This window comes from uncultured Acinetobacter sp. (assembly GCF_947626835.1).
Classification (GTDB): domain Bacteria; phylum Pseudomonadota; class Gammaproteobacteria; order Pseudomonadales; family Moraxellaceae; genus Acinetobacter.
On sequence record NZ_CANQTS010000025.1, the window covers coordinates 1 to 16,425 of the forward strand.

15 protein-coding genes and 1 pseudogene are annotated in these 16,425 nt (G+C 40.0%); 11 read left to right on the top strand and 5 right to left on the bottom strand.

What is annotated here, in order from left to right; all coding sequences use genetic code 11:
* Window positions 1-346: 346 nt before the first annotated feature.
* Window positions 347-1,726 (top strand): annotated as a pseudogene (locus Q0Z55_RS09735) (DUF3987 domain-containing protein); the annotation flags it as partial.
* 400 nt (window positions 1,727-2,126) lie between these two features.
* Here the strand turns inward: Q0Z55_RS09735 and Q0Z55_RS09740 are convergent.
* Entirely contained in the window at window positions 2,127-3,110 is a 984-nt protein-coding gene (locus tag Q0Z55_RS09740; RefSeq protein ID WP_297427718.1) for a hypothetical protein, read from the bottom strand.
* Between the two features lie 718 nt (window positions 3,111-3,828).
* Between Q0Z55_RS09740 and Q0Z55_RS09745 the strand changes: the two genes are divergently transcribed.
* Window positions 3,829-6,030: an OsmC domain/YcaO domain-containing protein gene (locus tag Q0Z55_RS09745; protein ID WP_297427721.1), complete on the top strand. Its 2,202-nt coding sequence runs from the start codon at window positions 3,829-3,831 to the stop codon at window positions 6,028-6,030.
* A 48-nt stretch (window positions 6,031-6,078) separates the two neighbouring features.
* Complete coding sequence (locus tag Q0Z55_RS09750; RefSeq protein ID WP_297427724.1) at window positions 6,079-6,303, top strand: hypothetical protein; 225 nt, start codon at window positions 6,079-6,081, stop codon at window positions 6,301-6,303.
* Between the two features lie 44 nt (window positions 6,304-6,347).
* Here the strand turns inward: Q0Z55_RS09750 and queG are convergent, their stop codons facing one another.
* Window positions 6,348-7,439, bottom strand: a complete 1,092-nt coding sequence (queG, locus tag Q0Z55_RS09755) for a tRNA epoxyqueuosine(34) reductase QueG (RefSeq protein WP_297427727.1) — start codon at window positions 7,437-7,439, stop codon at window positions 6,348-6,350.
* A gap of 22 nt (window positions 7,440-7,461) precedes the next feature.
* On the opposite strand from queG, the gene Q0Z55_RS09760 reads away from it, so the two are divergent.
* Both Q0Z55_RS09760 and Q0Z55_RS09765 read left to right on the top strand, forming a co-directional pair.
* On the top strand, window positions 7,462-8,919 hold the full coding sequence (locus Q0Z55_RS09760) for an NAD(P)H-hydrate dehydratase (RefSeq protein WP_297427730.1): 1,458 nt from the start codon (window positions 7,462-7,464) through the stop codon (window positions 8,917-8,919).
* Between the two features lie 2 nt (window positions 8,920-8,921).
* The gene (locus tag Q0Z55_RS09765) at window positions 8,922-9,194 is read left to right on the top strand and encodes an acylphosphatase (protein WP_297427733.1); all 273 of its coding nucleotides are present in this window, start codon (window positions 8,922-8,924) and stop codon (window positions 9,192-9,194) included.
* Here Q0Z55_RS09765 and ruvC read toward each other — a convergent pair.
* Window positions 9,191-9,736 (bottom strand): crossover junction endodeoxyribonuclease RuvC, encoded by a 546-nt coding sequence (gene ruvC, locus Q0Z55_RS09770; protein ID WP_297427736.1) that lies wholly within the window; start codon window positions 9,734-9,736, stop codon window positions 9,191-9,193. The genes Q0Z55_RS09765 and ruvC overlap by 4 nt on opposite strands.
* Before the next feature lie 222 nt (window positions 9,737-9,958).
* Here ruvC and Q0Z55_RS09775 point away from each other — a divergent pair, with 222 nt between their 5' ends.
* Both Q0Z55_RS09775 and Q0Z55_RS09780 read left to right on the top strand, forming a co-directional pair.
* On the top strand, window positions 9,959-10,525 hold the full coding sequence (locus Q0Z55_RS09775) for an FxsA family protein (protein WP_297427738.1): 567 nt from the start codon (window positions 9,959-9,961) through the stop codon (window positions 10,523-10,525).
* 93 nt (window positions 10,526-10,618) lie between these two features.
* Window positions 10,619-11,251, top strand: coding sequence for a LysE family transporter (locus Q0Z55_RS09780; protein WP_297427741.1), 633 nt, complete (start codon window positions 10,619-10,621; stop codon window positions 11,249-11,251).
* Here Q0Z55_RS09780 and Q0Z55_RS09785 read toward each other — a convergent pair.
* The gene (locus tag Q0Z55_RS09785; RefSeq protein WP_297427744.1) at window positions 11,248-11,424 is read right to left on the bottom strand and encodes a hypothetical protein; all 177 of its coding nucleotides are present in this window, start codon (window positions 11,422-11,424) and stop codon (window positions 11,248-11,250) included. The two genes, Q0Z55_RS09780 and Q0Z55_RS09785, sit on opposite strands and share 4 nt — an antisense overlap.
* A 96-nt stretch (window positions 11,425-11,520) precedes the next feature.
* On the opposite strand from Q0Z55_RS09785, the gene Q0Z55_RS09790 reads away from it, so the two are divergent.
* The gene (locus Q0Z55_RS09790; protein ID WP_297427747.1) at window positions 11,521-11,772 is read left to right on the top strand and encodes a hypothetical protein; all 252 of its coding nucleotides are present in this window, start codon (window positions 11,521-11,523) and stop codon (window positions 11,770-11,772) included.
* Window positions 11,773-11,808: 36 nt separating this feature from the next.
* Here Q0Z55_RS09790 and metK read toward each other — a convergent pair whose 3' ends face one another.
* Window positions 11,809-12,975, bottom strand: a complete 1,167-nt coding sequence (gene metK / locus Q0Z55_RS09795) for a methionine adenosyltransferase (RefSeq protein ID WP_297427751.1) — start codon at window positions 12,973-12,975, stop codon at window positions 11,809-11,811.
* A gap of 504 nt (window positions 12,976-13,479) precedes the next feature.
* Here metK and tkt point away from each other — a divergent pair.
* From tkt to Q0Z55_RS09810, 3 genes are all read left to right on the top strand, one after another.
* Entirely contained in the window at window positions 13,480-15,468 is a 1,989-nt protein-coding gene (tkt, locus tag Q0Z55_RS09800) for a transketolase (RefSeq protein ID WP_297427753.1), read from the top strand.
* Between the two features lie 119 nt (window positions 15,469-15,587).
* Complete coding sequence (locus Q0Z55_RS09805; RefSeq protein WP_297427755.1) at window positions 15,588-15,803, top strand: hypothetical protein; 216 nt, start codon at window positions 15,588-15,590, stop codon at window positions 15,801-15,803.
* 431 nt (window positions 15,804-16,234) lie between these two features.
* Window positions 16,235-16,405, top strand: a complete 171-nt coding sequence (locus Q0Z55_RS09810; RefSeq protein ID WP_297427758.1) for a hypothetical protein — start codon at window positions 16,235-16,237, stop codon at window positions 16,403-16,405.
* The last annotated feature ends 20 nt before the right edge of the window (window positions 16,406-16,425 follow it).

Sequence of the window (16,425 nt, forward strand, 5' to 3'; positions counted from 1 at the left end):
TAAAAATGAAATCCCCTCGGGAGTTTCGATCGCTAAACTTAGCAAGTTAACTGTCCGTTTTTACGGGGGCTAATACAATCAAGCATATCAGCTTATAAATGATGGTATGCCTGAAACAATATTTAGAGCCATGACTGGCTTTAATCCACCTAAGCAGAATCAGGACTTATTTGTGAAAGTGGATGAGAGTTTTAATGCACTTCAACCTAAACAAATAAAGCAATTCTTCTTAGAGAAAATTAACGAGCTCAAACATGCGATTGCATCTGAAACATTTATTCAGAACCCTATAAACCAATGGGGAGAATTGGTGTCGTTACAAGTAGAATCACTAGCAAAAGCTTCTTATCCTATTGATACAATGCCATCACTAATAAAGGAGGCTGTTATAGCCATTTCTGAGCATGTGCAAGCCCCCATTGCTATGACAGCCCAATGTGTCATAGGAGCAATTTCACACATAGCACAAGCTAGAGTTAATGCACCAAACCAATTTATCCCTCAAGGTGAACCATGCAGTTTATATTTACTCACAGAGGGGCAAAGCGGAAGCCGAAAGAGTACCAGTCGTAACATGGCTGATAAAGCCATACTTGAGCATGAACGCAGACAGTACGAAATATACCGTCATGAGCTTGAACAATGGAAAACTCGGTATGCAGGGTTAAATAAAAAAGATCGTGAGAAATATTCTACAGAAAATCCACCACCCCAAGACCCAAGTACGTTATTTAGCGATATAACACTGGAATCAATTGCTGGTCAATATATTGATAGGATACTAAATAACGCTTCAATAGCTAGTGATGAAGCAGGTCAATTTTTTGGCGGTTATACGATGAAGGGAGATACAAGAAATCAAGCCATAGGTGGATATGCAAAATTATTTGATGATGGTTTTGTGGAACGTACACGCTCAAAGTCCAATCTAAATGGAAGTGGTCGAGCTTATGACGTTAGATTAACTTTTAATTTGCAAGGACAGCGTGAAGTTTTAGTTGATGCCTTAAAAGATCCCGTGTTAAGAGGACAAGGTTTTTTGCCTAGATTCATTTTAACTGTACCCGAGAACTTAGCTGGCACACGTCTACAGGATGAAGCCTATAGAGCTAAAAATGCCGATATCGATCCCCGCCTTATAGCGTATTGGACGAGGTGCAAACATTTGTTGGATGAATGCCCAAAACCCTTAGCAGCACAAAATCAAAATAATGGCCGCTATGTCATGTATATGAATGATGAAGCTAAGAAGATTGATGAAGATTTTTATGATCTATTTGAATCAATGCAGGGTGCTGGACAGCGCTATGAATATCTACAGGCATTCGCTAGTCGTGCTAGTCAATTAGCACGACGTTTAGCCACGGTTTTTGCATATTTTGAGGGCTTACCTTATATTGACGCCAAAATAATAAAAGGTGCTTGTGAGATCGTTCAACATTCATTAAATGAATGGGCCGCATATGCAGATATTGAGCCCAAAACAGAAAGTGATGCTCAACGTTTGATTAAATGGCTTATTGGTAAATGTGTGCAGCAGAAAACAAATAGACTGGCTTATTCTTATGTCCAAACTTCATGCCCCCGACCTATGCAGAAAAATTCAAAACTATTGGTAATGATTATGGAACAATTAGAAGATGCGAATTATTTAAAAATTGAAATACTGAATAAGAAGCGCTTAGTCATTTTAAACCCACTTTTATTAGGAAAAGAGACTAAATGACTAATTAAGTTAGAAAGCCTTTCTATTACAGGCTTTCAATGTGGCATCTAGTATTTTACTGGGTGACTAAGTGACTAAAAGGATATTAAATAGCTATTTAAATTAGTCACTTAGTCAACACCCTACAAGTAGCTAATTAAACACAAAGGCTTTTACAGCAATGGTTATAAGCTAAATTAGTCATTTAGTCAGTCTAGAAAAATCATTAACATCAGCCAGAATATCGTTTCAAATCACTTGGTCTTATAAATTATGAATGTAACCAATCTGATGACAGTCAGGGTAAGGTAGTTCTACAAAGGCTATTCTAAGTTTTACGAGTAATATTAGCAAGTTAAGGTACATCGGAGACTGGATATGTAAAACACTAACTAATAAGCGATAGTATTTTTCACAAAAATTATAAGGATATATTATTATCAGAGGCATGATGATATGCAACAGCTCTTCCGAAATATTCATATACCTCAGGAATATCAAAAATATCAACATAAGGTACAAATATTATGGTTTTATTAAAGTCAAGAAAACCTTTTCCCTTTCTCTGTTTAAAAGGCAAGGCCTTTAAAAAAATTTCAAAAAAATAACCTTCATAAAGCATACAATAACTCGCATTTTTATTACGATAATTTCTTACAAAAGGATTGAATATAAAACCTCTTAATTTTTCTTCACTGAAATAAGCTGTTCTATCTACTAATTTAGTGATTTTTATACTGTATATTAATGAGTGAGTTTTTAACTTATTCTTAAAACAATGTCTTAAATAAGAGTCCATCCCTTTGTTAATAATTACATTTTTATAAGATTTATGGTTCGAATACGCAGCTCTCCATAAAATCGACAATATATATAAAAATATTTTTTTAGTATCAACTTTCTGAAAACTTATACCATGCAAAAATCTAGAAACTTTGACATATTTCTGTTTTTCTCTTAACACTTGTATTGAGTAATCTTCAAAATCTGAATTAAATCTAGACTCACAGATTTTGCATAACATTTCTTTTTCCCAAGAATCATTACTGTTTCCAATTTTTTGCTTAGAAGATAAAGAAATTTTAACAGCATGCCCATAGTCATTATTTTGAAAAATTCTACTAAATACTGTCCTTCCGATTACATGTGACCTTTCCAGTTTGCCGAAAAAGCCACAATAGGTACATTTGCCATGTTTTTCTATTTTGACTATTTTAATATCTTTTTCATTGGACAATTCTTGAATTTTTCTGATAGCTAGCTTTCTTATTGCATGACCATCTAATTCTTGCCTATATTTATTAGGTACGAGTATTGAATTTTCATTCCCATCTGTAGTTTTGTAGATTACAAAATAATGTGTAACTAAATAAACCTTTGGAATTAACTGATGTTGTTCTTGCATCTCTAAATTTCATCAATAATGAAGCCCACTTATGTGGAATTTCAATATTACATATAGACAAAAATGTATCAACTTTATACGCACTCTTTCAGTAAATATCGTGTCCAATACTAAATCTTATTCATTGTATTTCCATAGAAAATTTTATCTAACTGTCTTACGGAGTTTTAATGACTATCACAAACAGACTCACCAGCAACGGTGTTCTCATTTTCTGATACGATTGGACAAAATATAAGAAGGCAATGCAGAAACATATGTTCATCTATTTTGGATAAAACTAATACTGAATTGGTTCAGTCCTATTTTTTAGAAAATACTATGAAGCAAAAATACAAAAAATAACAAAAAAATTCAATGTATCCGTGTTTGTACCTTCTTCACATTATTTAAAATAAGTATATATAAAACAATTACTTGAATTTAAGTGTGGTGACGTCTGGGCCCACCAAATTCTTAAAAAACCCTTTCATTTTATGGAAGGGTTTTTTTATGCGCTAAAATTGAAGATCTTATGATGAGCTTTAACACTTGATACTAGACAAGCATGATTAAAGATTATCAATTACTTGAAATGCCTTTATAATAACGCTTATCTTGCTAAGAGCATGGTCTACTTAGCGTCTACTTTTTAAGTCAATTTCTCTCATTAATTCGGCTTATTTTTACTTGTAATCTTATATGTCCATGCGGGCATGTAGGACATTTAGGTGCACGCATGGAAATTAAGGTTAATTATCTCGATAACCTTCGACAAGAAGCTAAATTTGATGACTTTAGTGTCATTGCAGATCAACCCATTCGCTATAAAGGTGATGGTTCTGCACCGGGACCATTTGATTATTTTTTAGCATCTTCTGCCTTGTGTGCAGCTTATTTTGTCAAAGTATATTGTGCAGCGCGTGATATTCCAACCGATAATATTCGTTTGTCGCAAAACAATATTGTTGACCCTGAAAACCGTTATAAACAAATCTTTAAGATTCAAGTTGAATTGCCAGCGGACATTTCAGAAAAAGATCGCCAAGGTATTTTACGTTCCATTGACCGCTGTACAGTCAAAAAAGTGATTCAGACTGGTCCTGAATTTGTCATTGAAGAAGTTGAAAGCATTGATGCTGATGCCCAAGCACTTCTTATGCCGAGCTTAACTTCAGAACAATCTACCTATATTTTAGGTAAAGACAAACCACTTGAAGAAACCATTGCCAAAATGTCTGGAATTTTGGCAGGTTTAGGCATGAAAATTGAAATTGCATCATGGCGTAATATTGTACCCAATGTATGGTCATTACACATTCGCGATGCACAATCTCCAATGTGCTTTACCAACGGTAAAGGCTCAAGCAAAGAAAGTGCTTTGGCTTCTGCATTGGGTGAGTTTATTGAACGGCTGAATTGTAACTTCTTCTACAATGATCAATTTTGGGGTCAAGACATCGCCAATGCCGAATTTGTGCATTATCCAGATGAAAAATGGTTTCAACCGGGACCAAATTGTGAGTTACCTGTTGAAATTTTAGATGATTACACCCGTGACATTTATAACCCTGACGATGAATTGTTGGGTACACATTTATATGATACCAACTCAGGCAATACCGCACGTGGCATTTGTTCATTGCCATTTGTACGCCAATCCGATGCTGAAACAGTCTATTTCCCATCCAATTTGATTGAAAACTTGTATTTATCCAATGGTATGAGTGCAGGCAATACATTGGCTGAAGCACAAGTGCAGTGTTTGTCCGAGATTTTCGAGCGTGCTGTTAAGCGTGAAATTTTAGAGGGCGAAATTGCACTGCCTGATGTACCGCAAGACGTGTTAAATCAATATCCAAACATCGTGGCAGGTATTCAAGGCCTAGAAGAGCAAGGTTTCCCTGTATTGGTCAAAGATGCTTCATTAGGTGGTCAATTCCCTGTGATGTGTGTGACCTTAATGAATCCACGCACAGGCGGTGTGTTTGCCTCATTTGGTGCGCATCCTAGTTTTGAGGTGGCACTAGAGCGCAGCTTAACCGAATTATTACAAGGGCGTAGTTTTGAAGGTCTGAATGATCTGCCACAACCAACCTTTAGCTCAAATGCAGTGACTGAACCTAATAACTATGTAGAACATTTCATTGATTCAAGTGGTGTGGTGTCATGGCGCTTCTTTAGTGCCAAAGCCGACTATGACTTTGAGGCATGGGATTTTACCCAAGATGGTCAGGCGAGTAATGCTGATCAAGCACAAGCGTTGTTTAATATTTTGCAAGATATGGACAAAGAAGTGTATATGGCAGTCTATGAGCACTTAGGTGCAACAGCATGCCGAATCTTGGTGCCGGGTTATTCAGAAATCTATTTGGTTGAAGATTTAGTGTGGGACAACACTAACAAAGCCTTATTGTTCCGTGAAGATATCTTAAATTTACATCGTTTAGATCACCAACAACTGGAAGCATTAATTGAGCGTTTAGAAGAACTTGAAGTTGATGATTACACCGAAATCAAAACTTTAATTGGGATTGAATTTGATGACAATACCGTGTGGGGTCAACTCACATTGTTAGAACTCAAACTTCAAGTGTATTTGGCTTTAGAGCAATTTGAAGAAGCCAAAGATTTGGTCGAAGCGTTCTTACAATACAATACCAACACTGTTGAGCGTGGTTTATTTTATCAATGCTTAAATGTGGTGCTTGAAGTTGAACTTGACGATGATATGGCACTTGAAGATTATACCTATAACTTCCGTCGTATGTTTGGCGATGAACGTATGGATGCTGCTTTAGGTTGCCTAGATGGCAGTGTGCGCTTCTATGGTTTAACTGAAACCAACATGCAACTAGACGGACTTGATCGTCATTTGCGTTTAATTGACAGCTACAAAAAATTGCATGCGGCGCGTGCAAAATTTGTCGCACAGCATTAATCAAACACAATCAGCCTATGTTCGCATAGGCTGCTGGATGTTGACACGATGAAAGATTTTAAAGCTTTAACTTATATCGTAGATGAGCACTTAGCCGATACTTTAACGTGGCTGAGTCATCATCAAGATTGTTTTGAGCGTTTAAGTTATGACTGTGTTCGGCAAGAACTAACCGTTGAACATGCCAATGGCATGGACATCATTCGCCAAGGTGATTATTTAAATGCGCAATATGGCATTTTAATTACTGCGCATAATTTTGCTGCCAATTAACGCTCAACCTCATCCAACCAAGCATAAGCGCTAAAGTTTAGGGCTTATGCTCCTTTTTGGGCCTGCTCTTGTAAGGCCCAATCAATATGCACTTGTACAATCTCATCGTGCTGTTCACGTTTGGCCTGTAAGGCAGCTACAATCTCAGGGTTAAACGGGGCATTGCCTAAACCTATGGCAATATTACGCATAAAGCTTTGATAACCTGTACGGCGTAAGGGGCTGCCTTCAGTATGGGCTAAAAAAGTAGTTTCATCCCATTGCCATAGTTCTAATAAGCTCAAACGGTCTAAGCCATGCCGTGGTTGGAAGTCTTCAATTGGCGTGACTTTGGCAAAACTATTCCATGGGCAAATCAGTTGACAATCATCACAACCAAATACACGATTACCAATCGGGCGACGCAAATCTTCAGAGATAATACCTTTATATTCAATGGTTAAATACGCAATGCATTTACGTGCATCCAGCATATAGGGTTCAACAATCGCTTGAGTCGGACAAATGTCTAAACATGCTGTGCATGAACCACAATGTTTGGTGGTCGGCTCATCAAAGGGTAAATCTAAAGACGTAAATAATTCACCCAATACAAAAAAAGAGCCTGATTTTTTGTGAATTAAAAGGGTGTGTTTACCTGTCCATCCCATGCCAGCATTTTCTGCCAAAGATTTTTCAAAGATCGGGGCTGAGTCGGCAAAAGGGCGTGATTCAAATTCGCCCACACGCGCTTTAATCCGTTGCGATAGTGTTTTTAAACGACCACGCATGACCTTATGATAGTCGCGTCCACGGGCATAGCGCGCGATAATGCCATGATTGGGTGCATCGGGCACATGACGCGGTTTCGGTGTTTCCACCAAATAATCCATACGTACACAAATAATGCTTTTGGTACCCGGCACCAACAAAGTGGGATCAGCGCGTTTATCTAAATTTTCGCCCAAAAAATCCATATCGGCATGATAACCACGTTTTAAATATTCTTCTAAACGTGCCATTTCAGCTTGAGCATCAGGTCGGGCGATGACACAATCAGCAAAACCAAGAGCAAGTGCCTCTGCTTTAATCCATGCTTTAAGTGCAACACGATCATCAGAATAAGTGGTAATAACAGGAGAAGAGGCAGCGGTCATAAAGATAAAATAAGGAAACACAATGCAGCAAGTTTATCATAGCCGCGATATGCAAGCATGGGAGCAACGCTGGTTTGCCAAAGGAAATTCATCCTACGGTTTGATGCAGCAAGTGGCATGGGCCATTGCACGACAGTTACAGGTGTTATTTGCACAACACAATATTCAAAGCATCGCCGTGTGTTGTGGGCAAGGTAATAATGCTGGGGATGGTTATTTGATTGCACAATATTTACAGCAAGCAAATTTTGACGTCAGCATTTATGCCAGTGACTTAGGTGCATCACACGATCTACACGCAGCGTATCAAGCGGCAAAAAACAGTGCTGTGACGATTGAGCAAGGCTTTGCTTTTAAACAGACCTATGATGCTTATATAGATGCTTTGTTTGGCATTGGTTTAAATCGTGATTTAACTGAAGACTGGCAACAGATTATTCAGCACATTAATCAACAATCAGGTTTAAAAATTGCCATTGATGTGCCCAGTGGCTTAAATGCCAATACTGGACAACCCTTGCCTTGTGCAGTGGTGGCAGATCATAGCTTTACTGTATTGGGTTTAAAAGCAGGCTTATTCACCGGTAAAGGCAAAGCTTACTGTGGTCAGATTCATCTCATAGATTTAATTCCAACAGATCCAGATTTGACAGCCATAGCACAATTGTCACCCACTCATATTAAGTTACCCAAACGTCAAGCCTTTGGACATAAGGGCAGTTATGGGCATGTGTTGGTGATTGGTGGACATGCCGAGATGGGTGGGGCGGTGATCATGGCCGCAGAAGCAGCTTTTTATGCCGGTGCCGGCAAAGTCACTTTGGTGTGTGATGCCAAACACCACAGTGCGATTTTAGCGCGTAGCCCTAATATTATGTTGCGCGATATTCATCAATTGTCCCAATCTGAGCGTGAAGTATTAATTAATCAAGTCGATGCGATTTGCTTTGGCATGGGTTTAGGTCGTGATGCATGGGCTGAACAGCAATTTGAGCAGTGGTTTGATGCGATGAATCAAGATGACAAAATTGTTGTGCTTGATGCTGATGCATTATGGTTTTTAGCCAAAACCCCAAAACCACTGAGTCGACATAGTTATTTAACTCCACATCCGGGGGAGGCTGCCACCTTATTACATTGCTCAGTCAATGAGGTTGAGGCTGATCGTGTGTCGGCTATTTATGCGCTACAACAACGCTATGGCGGTGCTTGGGTACTCAAAGGCGCAGGTAGTTTAATCTTAGAACAACAATTATGGATCTGTTGTGCTGGTAATCCCGGCATGGGCACAGGCGGCATGGGCGATATTTTGGCAGGCATGCTCGCGAGTTTAAAAGCTCAATTTCAACAGTGCATTGCCTTGCATCAAGTGGTCACATTACATGCCAAAGCTGGTGATATATTGGCACGCAATGGCGAGCGCGGTTTACAAGCACAGCATATGAATCAAGCGATTTATCAAGTGGTCAATGGAGAATAATAATGCAACAAGGATTTCATCTTACCTTAACAGGTCAAGTACAAGGCGTGGGCTATCGCGCTTGGTTTGCGAGGCTTGCACAAGCCAAAGAGGTAGGCGGTTATGTTAAAAATTTAAACACAGGTCAAGTTGAAGCTGTCATTGTAGGCGATTTTTTTGTATTGCAGGAGCTACTCGATCAAAGCTTAATTGGCCCACCTCGGGCTCAGGTCACGCATTTAGACTATTACAGTTGTAAGACCTTTGATTATCGTGACTTTAAGATTCAGGCTTAACGACGCCGGCTCGTGGTACGACTGCGACCACGCGCCATGCCGCCTAAGGCATTTAATACCGCCATTTTGCTCATACTGCCTGAAGCATGGGCATGACAAATCGCAGCAGCAAGTGCATCGGCGGCATCTTGTTGTGGTTTAATCTCAAGCTTTAAAATGCGCATCACCATCATTTGCACCTGTTCTTTATCAGCTGCGCCATAGCCCACCACCGATTGTTTAATTTGTCGCGCCGTGTATTCGGCCACAGACAAATCAAGGTTGGTTAAAGCGGCAATTGCAGCCCCACGCGCTTGACCGAGTTTTAAGGCCGAATCGGGGTTTTGTGCCATAAAAACTTGTTCCACTGCCGCTTCGGTTGGCCCATGGAAACGTACAATGCGGTCAATCCCTGCAAAAATACGTTTTAGACGCTCAGGCATTTCGGTGGTTTCAGTGCGAATGGTACCGGCATCAATAAAACTCAAATGTTGCCCATCTTTTTTAATAATGCCATACCCTGTTAAACGTGAACCGGGGTCAATCCCAATAATTAAGCTCATAGCCCTGATGATGTATCACTATAGTGTGGGGCATTATAGGCAAAAAAAATCCATAAAGTTGTGCAGTGCATTCAAGCAGTTAAAAAATATCCAACATTGCCTCACAAAAATAAGTCGTCATCTTGGCTTGTAAACGTTAAAATCTCCCCCATAAATAACAGAGGTAAGTTCATCATTGTGGGCTTGCCACCGACATATTGTATTGAGATTAGATTAATTTTCATGAAATTAGCGCTTATAGTTTTAGCTGGCCTTATTCTAGAAGTCTTCGTGTGGATCGGCGTGGGTGACCTCGTGGGTAGCATGTGGTACGTATTCTTTTGGTTTATTGCCGCGTTCTTTATCGGTATGGGCATGGTGCGTAAATACGCAGCCGGTGTCATGCCACAAATGCAACAAATGCAAATGGGCATGGCCATGGGTATGGGCGATCCAGCATTAGGCGCAAGTTTACCTAAAATTATTGCAGGTTTTTTCTTGCTGATTCCCGGTTTAATCACTGATGTATTGGCCGTGTTAATTTTAATTCCTGCGGTACAAAATGCCTTTAAAGCTGCAGCGATGAAGGCTGTCATGAAACGTCAACACAGCATGATGGAAAAAATGATGGGCGGTATGGGCGCTGATATGGGTGGGCCAGCCGGTCAAAATCCTTTTGCAGACTTAATGCGTCAAATGCAAGATATGCAAGGTCAAGGTGGTCGTGATTCAACCATTATTGATGGTGAGGCGCGTGAAGTAAATCCTGATGCCAAACGCTTAGATTTAAAAGATGTGAATCGAAAATAAAGCTGAGCTTTTTGCCAAAACCGAGCCCATGTGCTCGGTTTTTTGTTGGAGTTCGCCGTATAATTTACTTTTATTTGCGCTGATTGATTTGTTATGTCTTTATTACTGACCATTGGTCTGTTGCATTTTGTGGCTCAGTTGAGTCCTGGCCCTGATGTTCTGTTAATTGCCAAAAGTGCAGCATCTACCACGCGTGCCAACACTTTAAACATTATTGCCGGTATTTCTGTTGGGATTGTGGTGTGGGTGGTGCTGACCTTAGCAGGTTTTACTATGTTGATGCAGCAGTGGCCATGGATTCAACAAGTCTTGATGGTGCTTGGTGGCTTCTTTTTAGCCAAAATGGGCTGGGCGATGCTCAAAGGCGGCTTAGCCAGTTTTCAACAAGAGGCCAATTTAGAGGCTGGTGTTCAAGCACCTCAAGCTAAAAATTATTTTTTATTGGGTTTATTCACCAATTTATCCAACCCGAAGACCTTAATTTATTTTAGTAGTGTTTTTTCTTTGGCCTTGTCATCATCAGCAGATGCCAGTTTAAAAACCCAATTGGCGTTTTTAATTCCATTACAAACATTTTTAACCTTTGTATTGTTTATGCTGATTATGTCGATGCCTAAAATCAAAGCGTTGTATCAACGCTCGGGCAGTTATATTGACATCATCTCAGGTGGATTATTTTTAATGTTTGCAATGTGGCTGTGGTGGGATGCCCTGCAATTACTTTAGGGCATGGCATCAACCGCTGGAGGTGTAGGTTTTTTTTCTTGTTGTTGGTCGGCTAAACGCTGCTCTTTATAACGATTAGGGTTTAAGGTGGTGATTGAATTTTCTGAGCTTTGATAACGACGGCTACGATTGGCACGCTCACGTAAGCCACCTTTTTTAATTAATTGCACCATAACGACTCCTGATAAAAAATAAATACAAAGTGTCACAAAAGTGACGCACAACTCATGCCACAATGCCAAATATAGAGTAAACATAGGAGCATACCTATGCTAGGTCATCAATATCGCTGTGCCTGCTGTAATCAGGCAGTTGAAGCCGATACCCACACCTGTCCTGAGTGTGGTTCACATCAAATTAAAAGTCCATTTGGATTTTGGGTATTTTGTATTGTAACGTGTTTGGCCTTGGTGATTGCATTGCAACTGACGCATAGCTATTTAAAACATGAACAACAGGTATTGCCAGAACAACAACGCCTATTTGAAATAAAGCCAAGTCAGCAACCACCACAGCCATAAAAAAAGCCCGCAATTGCGGGCTTGTTTCTTATGCTTTTACAGACCCGCAGCTGCGCGTAATGCTTCAGCTTTATCGGTTTTTTCCCATGTAAAGGCAGTATCTGAACCTTCACGGCCAAAGTGACCATAAGAAGCAGTTTGTTGATACATTGGTTGCAACAAGTCTAACATACGGGTAATGCCATATGGACGTAAGTCAAATTGCTCACGCACTAATGCAATAATTAACTCATCCGACACTTTTGCAGTGTTAAACGTGTTAATTGAAATTGAAGTTGGCTCAGCCACACCAATGGCATAAGACACTTGAATTTCACATTTTTCAGCAAGACCTGCAGCCACAATATTTTTGGCTACATAACGACCTGCATAGGCAGCAGAACGGTCTACTTTTGATGGATCTTTACCAGAGAATGCACCACCACCGTGACGTGCCATACCACCGTAGGTATCTACAATGATTTTACGACCCGTTAAACCACAGTCACCAACAGGACCGCCAATCACAAACATCCCAGTTGGGTTAATGTGGAACTTGGTTGCTGCGTGTAACATTTCAGCAGGAATAACTTTTTTCACAATTTCTTCAATCACCGCTTCTTTAAGCTGCGCTTGAGAAATTGATGGATCATGCTGAGTGGATAAAACAACAGCATCTAAACGTACTGGTTTGCCATTTTCATAGGCAAAAGTCACTTGGCTTTTTGCATCTGGGCGTAACCAAGAGAGTTTACCTTGTTTACGTAGCTCTGCTTGCTTTTCCATTAAGCGATGCGCATATGAAATTGGCGCAGGCATTAATACATCTGTTTCACGGCTTGCATAGCCAAACATTAAACCTTGGTCGCCGGCACCTTGATCTTCAGGTTTTTGACGATCCACGCCTTGTGCAATTTCTGGCGATTGTTTGCCGAGCATATTAATCACAGCACAGGTTGAACCATCAAAACCTAAATCAGAATGGTGGTAACCAATACCATTAACGGTATTACGGACAATCGTTTCAAAATCAACATTGGCCGTGGTTGTGATTTCACCGGCAAGTACAACAGCACCCGTTTTTACCAGTGTTTCACAAGCAACACGTGCGTATGGATCTTGTTTTAAAATAGCATCCAAAATAGCGTCACTGATTTGATCAGCCATTTTATCTGGATGGCCTTCGCTTACAGATTCCGAGGTAAATACAGCGTACTCGCGCATAGTCCTATCACAGTTAAATTAAAAGACGCGATATGTTACATCGAGTTAGACTTTTGGGCCAGTTCTAGAATGTGAAAATGGCGCAATTTGTTGCAATTCCACCTGTTTTTATCTGATTTATTTATTTGAAAAACTGATAAAGAAAATCAAATATGCAAAAAAATGTGAATTATGTGTGAAGTTAGATTGATTGTGACGCAAAGTATCAAAACACTGAAATTAAAAATATTGTGCTTTATTTAAATACCATTTCAAATGCCAAGTTACTTTAAAAGCCTGACTCAAAAAACAACTTAACCGCGCCAAGTTTGAGCCCTAAAATTAAAAAACTCAGCTATTGTTTAATAAAAACACAGTTTAAGCACCTCATCTTGTGTTGATCGTGTAATAAATCTTGAAATGTAGGCAACGAGGCTTTACCCCTTGGCTTTTTTTTAAGACAATATACGGTAGTTTTGAATTTTGATTCATGTTCTTTTTAACCGATAATTTGGACTCTGACCTATGACGACCCCACTGAATGAACGTCGTGTTGCCAACGCAATTCGTGTATTAGCAATGGATGCTGTGCAAAAAGCCAACTCAGGCCATCCAGGTGCGCCAATGGGGATGGCAGATATTGCTGATGTGGTATGGCGTGACTTTATGAGCCATAACCCAACCAACCCAAATTGGGCGAACCGTGACCGTTTTGTATTATCAAATGGTCATGGCTCAATGTTGCAATACGCATTACTTCATTTAACGGGTTATGATCTTTCAATCGAAGATTTAAAAGCATTCCGTCAATTGCATTCTAAAACTCCGGGTCACCCAGAGTTGGGTTATGCACCGGGTATTGAAACTACCACTGGTCCATTGGGTCAAGGTATTGCCAATGCTGTTGGTTTTGCACTGGCTGAAAAAACCTTAGCAGCACAGTTCAACAAAGAAGACATCCAAGTTGTGGACCACTTCACGTACTGTTTCTTAGGTGATGGCTGCTTAATGGAAGGTGTTTCACATGAAGCATGTTCTTTAGCAGGTACTTTAGGTCTGGGTAAGTTAGTTGCCTACTACGATGACAACGGCATTTCAATTGACGGTGAAGTAGAAGGTTGGTTCTCTGACGATACAGAACAACGCTTCTTAGCTTACGGCTGGCAAGTGCTTAAAGTTGATGGTCACGATAGCGACGCTTTACGTGCAGCAACTTTGCAAGCGAAAGCTGAAACTCACAAACCAACCATTATCATTTGTAAAACGATTATTGGTTTAGGTTCACCAAACAAACAAGGTAAAGAAGATTGCCATGGTGCACCATTAGGTAATGACGAAATCGCGTTAACCCGTGAAGCATTAGGTTGGACAGAAGGTCCTTTTGAAATTCCTGCGGATGTGTATGCTGCGTGGGATGCCAAAGAAAAAGGCGCTGCTGCTGAAGCAGCTTGGAACGAAACATTTGCTGCGTATGCTGCAAAATATCCAACTGAAGCCGCTGATCTTAAACGTCGTTTAAGCGGTGAATTACCAAGCGATTTCGTTGCTAAAGCCGATGCGTATATTGCAGAAGTGAATGCAAAAGCAGAAACCATTGCAACGCGTAAAGCAAGCCAAAATGCAATCCAAGCATTTGCACCAATGCTGTCTGAAATTTTAGGTGGTTCTGCGGATTTGGCAGGTTCTAACCTCACACTTTGGAAAGGCGCGACTGGCGTTCAAGACAATGCAGCCGGTAACTACGTACACTATGGCGTACGTGAATTTGGTATGACTGCAATTGCCAACGGTGTAGCACTTCACGGTGGTTTTATCCCTTACGTTGCAACATTCTTAATGTTTATGGAATATGCTCGTAACGCAGTACGTATGTCTGCATTGATGAAGCAACGTGTGATTCATGTTTACACACACGATTCTATTGGTTTAGGTGAAGATGGTCCAACGCATCAACCTATCGAGCAAATTGCATCTTTACGTGGTACACCAAACTTAAATACATGGCGTCCATGTGACACTGTTGAAGCAGCAATTTCTTGGAAATCTGCTTTAACACGTTCTGAGGGTCCAACAGCGTTAATCTTCTCTCGTCAAAACTTAGCTTTCCAAACGCGTACAGAAGCACAAATTGCAGATGTAGCAAAAGGTGGTTATGTATTGGCTAAAGAAAAAGGTGAACTCAAAGCCATCATCATTGCCACAGGTTCAGAAGTTGCATTGGCAATGGAAGCTTACGCTCAATTAGACGGCGTACGTGTGGTATCTATGCCATGTGCTGAAGAATTTGTTAAGCAAGATGCAGCTTACCGTGAAGCAGTGCTTCCATCGAATATTCGTGCACGTGTTGCGGTTGAAGCGGCTCATGTGGATTACTGGTGGAAGTTTGTAGGTCTAGATGGTCGTGTGATTGGTATGACCACTTATGGTGAATCTGCACCTGCAAAAGACTTGTTCCAACATTTTGGTATCACCACTGAAGCGGTGGTTGCTGCAGTAAAAGAAATCACTGTTTAATCTTTTAGATTAACAGTCTTAAAAGACGCTCCAGTTATGGGGCGTCTTTTATTTTTTAAATATTTATTTCACAGAGTTGGAATAAAATTCAATAATGTCGTGTGATAGAGAGAAAAAACATGAGTTTATATGAACAGATCAGCGATGAAATTACCTTAATGGACGCTGGTGAGCAAAAATGGATTGGTCAAGATTTACCACTTGAAGCAATGGTGGCGGTAGAGTTGTTATTGCAAGACATGGCGGAAGATAAAATCATTAAAGTGCGTCGTAAAAACCATGAGAAAACCTCAGGTTTAAAGCAAATTGACCGTATCTTGGTGGAAAAGCTCTAATCCTCTCAGCGCGTTAAAAATTCCTCATTTATGAGGTTTTTTTTATGCTAAAAAAAGCTTTTGGTTTTAAATTTAACCATGATATTGCTTTAATTTTTATTTTATCAAAAAATGAGCAGAGATTGACCCTCAAGCATGGTTGCCCCTTTGGCAGAATCAGTTGAATTTAACTGACACGCTTAATCACAGTACATGGCAGCACTTAACAGATACTTAAGTGCATTATAGGTATGGATTTGGAAACGGTGTGGATGATCAAGTGATTGGCATAGTACATGTGATTGAGCATACCAGTGGAGGCAGCTTAAAACCTGATGCCTATTTGTAAGATTTATATCTGGTGCGTGGTGCCTGATGTTTGTGGGCAAGGGCTTACCAAAAAGCTGATCAACTCTGTGTACAGCACGGCTCACCTGCATGAGTGTGATTGTGTGTATTGGTTAACCCATGAAAATAAGAATACCGCTCAGCAGGTGTACGATCAAATAGCCCAAAAAACCCAATTTATGCAATATCGAATGCTTGAACACCGTAAATTACATATTGCTGACAAAATTATCGTTCTAAAGCTGCAACAAACTGTTCTATCTTCTTGGATGTAAGTTTTTGAGATTACTATACA

Excerpts from the sequence above, each read along its gene's own strand:
- Q0Z55_RS09740 (WP_297427718.1), bottom strand. The coding sequence starts at position 3,110 with ATGCAAGAACAACATCAGTTAATTCCAAAGGTTTATTTAGTTACACAT.
- Q0Z55_RS09745 (WP_297427721.1), top strand. The coding sequence starts at position 3,829 with ATGGAAATTAAGGTTAATTATCTCGATAACCTTCGACAAGAAGCTAAA.
- Q0Z55_RS09750 (WP_297427724.1), top strand. The coding sequence starts at position 6,079 with ATGAAAGATTTTAAAGCTTTAACTTATATCGTAGATGAGCACTTAGCC.
- queG (WP_297427727.1), bottom strand. The coding sequence starts at position 7,439 with ATGACCGCTGCCTCTTCTCCTGTTATTACCACTTATTCTGATGATCGT.
- Q0Z55_RS09760 (WP_297427730.1), top strand. The coding sequence starts at position 7,462 with ATGCAGCAAGTTTATCATAGCCGCGATATGCAAGCATGGGAGCAACGC.
- Q0Z55_RS09765 (WP_297427733.1), top strand. The coding sequence starts at position 8,922 with ATGCAACAAGGATTTCATCTTACCTTAACAGGTCAAGTACAAGGCGTG.
- ruvC (WP_297427736.1), bottom strand. The coding sequence starts at position 9,736 with ATGAGCTTAATTATTGGGATTGACCCCGGTTCACGTTTAACAGGGTAT.
- Q0Z55_RS09775 (WP_297427738.1), top strand. The coding sequence starts at position 9,959 with ATGAAATTAGCGCTTATAGTTTTAGCTGGCCTTATTCTAGAAGTCTTC.
- Q0Z55_RS09780 (WP_297427741.1), top strand. The coding sequence starts at position 10,619 with ATGTCTTTATTACTGACCATTGGTCTGTTGCATTTTGTGGCTCAGTTG.
- Q0Z55_RS09785 (WP_297427744.1), bottom strand. The coding sequence starts at position 11,424 with ATGGTGCAATTAATTAAAAAAGGTGGCTTACGTGAGCGTGCCAATCGT.
- Q0Z55_RS09790 (WP_297427747.1), top strand. The coding sequence starts at position 11,521 with ATGCTAGGTCATCAATATCGCTGTGCCTGCTGTAATCAGGCAGTTGAA.
- metK (WP_297427751.1), bottom strand. The coding sequence starts at position 12,975 with ATGCGCGAGTACGCTGTATTTACCTCGGAATCTGTAAGCGAAGGCCAT.
- tkt (WP_297427753.1), top strand. The coding sequence starts at position 13,480 with ATGACGACCCCACTGAATGAACGTCGTGTTGCCAACGCAATTCGTGTA.
- Q0Z55_RS09805 (WP_297427755.1), top strand. The coding sequence starts at position 15,588 with ATGAGTTTATATGAACAGATCAGCGATGAAATTACCTTAATGGACGCT.